General features: G+C 29.0%; 4 protein-coding genes. 2 read left to right on the forward strand and 2 right to left on the reverse strand.

Features of this window, described 5'->3' with window-relative positions; translation table 11 throughout:
- Window positions 1-1,150 (forward strand): ABC transporter ATP-binding protein (locus Q0649_RS19050; protein WP_298845666.1); only part of this gene is annotated, 1,150 nt, incomplete at its 5' end.
- Window positions 1,151-1,241: 91 nt separating this feature from the next.
- Here Q0649_RS19050 and Q0649_RS19055 read toward each other — a convergent pair.
- The gene (locus Q0649_RS19055) at window positions 1,242-1,604 is read right to left on the reverse strand and encodes a VOC family protein (protein WP_298845668.1); all 363 of its coding nucleotides are present in this window, start codon (window positions 1,602-1,604) and stop codon (window positions 1,242-1,244) included.
- Between the two features lie 66 nt (window positions 1,605-1,670).
- The gene (locus Q0649_RS19060) at window positions 1,671-1,898 is read right to left on the reverse strand and encodes a hypothetical protein (RefSeq protein ID WP_298845670.1); all 228 of its coding nucleotides are present in this window, start codon (window positions 1,896-1,898) and stop codon (window positions 1,671-1,673) included.
- Window positions 1,899-2,191: 293 nt separating this feature from the next.
- Between Q0649_RS19060 and Q0649_RS19065 the strand changes: the two genes are divergently transcribed.
- Window positions 2,192-2,601, forward strand: a 410-nt coding sequence (locus Q0649_RS19065) for a methionyl aminopeptidase (protein ID WP_298845672.1), incomplete at its 3' end; no start/stop codon positions are given.

The following is a 2,601-nucleotide window of genomic DNA, read 5'->3' on the forward strand; positions in this document are numbered from 1 at the left end:
CTCTTCCGATCTAGAAACTATATCTGGAGTTTATATTGTAAAAGCTTATAACCATGAAGATAAAACAGTGAAAGAATTTGATGAAATAAATCAAAAATTGTGCAAGGTTGGATTAAAAGCTCAAATTTATTCTGGATTCCTAATGCCAATTATGAATGTTATAAACAATATTGGATTTGCCGCAGTAGCAGGAGTGGGGGGAGTTCTAGCAGTAGATGGAATAATTACAGTAGGTGTAATTGCCAGCTTTTTAAGTTATTCAAGGCAATTTGCACGACCACTTAACAACTTGGCAAATATATTTAACACTCTTCAATCAGCTGTTGCTGGAGCTGAAAGAGTATTTGAAATATTAGATGCAGGAGAAGAAACGGAGGATGTAAAAGAGGCAAAAGAACTTAATAAATCCAAGGGACATGTTAAATTTAATAATGTATATTTCGGATATAGAAAAGATATTAATATTCTTAAAGATATTAGTTTTGAAGCTCAACCTGGTGAGAGTATAGCACTTGTTGGACCAACAGGGGCAGGGAAGACTACAATTGTAAATTTGCTTACAAGATTTTACGATGTTACAAGTGGGGAAATATATATTGATGGTGTTGATATAAGGGAATATACAAGAGATAGCCTTAGAAGATGTTTTGGTATAGTGCTTCAAGATACCTATCTTTTTACAGGAACTATCAAAGAAAATATAAAATATGGTAATTTACAGGCAACCGATGTTGAAGTACAAAATGCAGCTGAAATGGCCAATGCACATGAATTTATAAGGAGACTTCCAGAGGGGTATGAGACAGTACTTTCGGAGAGTGGAAATAATCTTAGCCAAGGACAAAGGCAACTATTAGCTATTGCAAGAGCTATATTAACGGATCCATCTATATTAATATTGGACGAAGCCACTAGTAGCGTTGATACCAGAACTGAACTTAGAATACAAGAAGCCATGCTAAAACTAATGAAGGGTAAAACGAGTTTTATTATAGCACACAGGTTAAGCACTATAAGAGATGCAAACAAAATAATGGTTATAGATGATGGACAAATCATAGATATGGGAAACCATGAGGAGCTTATAAATAAAAAAGGCAAATATTATAACATGTATTTTAATCAATATAATAATAGTGATGAGCAGTAACTAATTGATGTAAATAAAATAAGTAAATAAAACAATATAAGCCATAGTAATCGTGTAACAAGAAGACTACTATGGCTTATATATTGAGATTTTAAATGTTTTCGACTAACTGAATTTTTAATCCATTAGGATCTAATATGTAAAAAAACTTTACATGTGGATTTGGCTGCGATATTTCATCTTGAATATCTATACCCTTTTCTTTAACAAAAGCCATCATTTCATCTACTGAATTCACTATAAAACCTAGTGAAATATTATGGCCAAGGTCTACTTTTTTTAATGATTTATCGCAAATTAATTCAATCTTTGTCTCATCATCTCCCAAAAATGCAATTTCAACGTAAGGTCCTGCATTGAAGCGTCTATTAATATTAAGTCCAACTATATCTTGGTAAAATTTTAAAGATTCTTCTAAATTATTAACCATTAATGTACTCCAACAAAACTTCATAATTATTTAACCCCTCCTGTAATTATATATATTATATATTAGTTATATTATATACTTACACAAAAATTATTTCATGTCTTTGAATAATAACATTATTAAAATAATAGAAACCCCAATTATTAAAATTATAGTATTCTTGTTTTCTACTAATTTTTTACGCTTTGATACTAAATTATCATTATTAGGTTTTTCTTTAGTTTCTTTTCCTTTTTTAGATCTTAACAGTGCAAGTATAATTATTAAAAAACCAAAGAAGTTAGCAACTTTGGGTAAATACTTAAGTATATTTTCCATTATTTTTCTCCTTCAATAGTTGAGATTTGAAAAAAATCAAGAATATTTTTCAATCACAATGACCATATATAGATATTGTTGATATTTCAGCATCGCAGATGTTGATTTGATACTTTATAATTACATTAATTTTAACATTTATGATTACTATATAGCAAGAAAATTTATTTTGATGAAAGGGCGGTATATGAGTGCTATTTCGTGGTATCATTATCAATGATAGATTTATTAGATAGGATTTTTAAATAATCTTATGTTTAGAGTTAAGATATTAATAAAAAGGAGATTATACAATGATTTTAAGTAATGATGATAAATGTTGGTGTAAAAGTGGACTAAAATATAAGGAATGCCATTTGGAATTTGATAAAAAACTACAGACTTTTAAGAAACGATGCTGCATAGTTCCCAAAAAAAAGCTTATTAAGAATAAAGAACAAATTGAAGGAATTAGAAAAAGTGCAAAAATTAATAATGGTATTTTAGATTTAGTAAGTGAGAAAATTAAAGAAGGAATGACCACAGAAGATATTAATACACTTGCTTATGAATATACAATATCCAGAGGCGGAATTCCAGCTACTCTCAATTATGAGGGATTTCCAAAAAGTCTTTGTACATCAATAAATGATGAAGTATGTCATGGAATACCAAGTAAAGATGTAGTACTTAAAAATGGTGATATTATAAATGTTGATGTAAC

This window comes from uncultured Clostridium sp. (genome assembly GCF_937920395.1).
In the GTDB taxonomy this organism is placed as follows: domain Bacteria; phylum Bacillota; class Clostridia; order Clostridiales; family Clostridiaceae; genus Clostridium_AD.

What these genes read in the sequence shown, in the direction of transcription:
- Q0649_RS19055 (WP_298845668.1), bottom strand. Translation starts at nt 1,604, where the DNA reads ATGAAGTTTTGTTGGAGTACATTAATGGTTAATAATTTAGAAGAATCT.
- Q0649_RS19060 (WP_298845670.1), bottom strand. Translation starts at nt 1,898, where the DNA reads ATGGAAAATATACTTAAGTATTTACCCAAAGTTGCTAACTTCTTTGGT.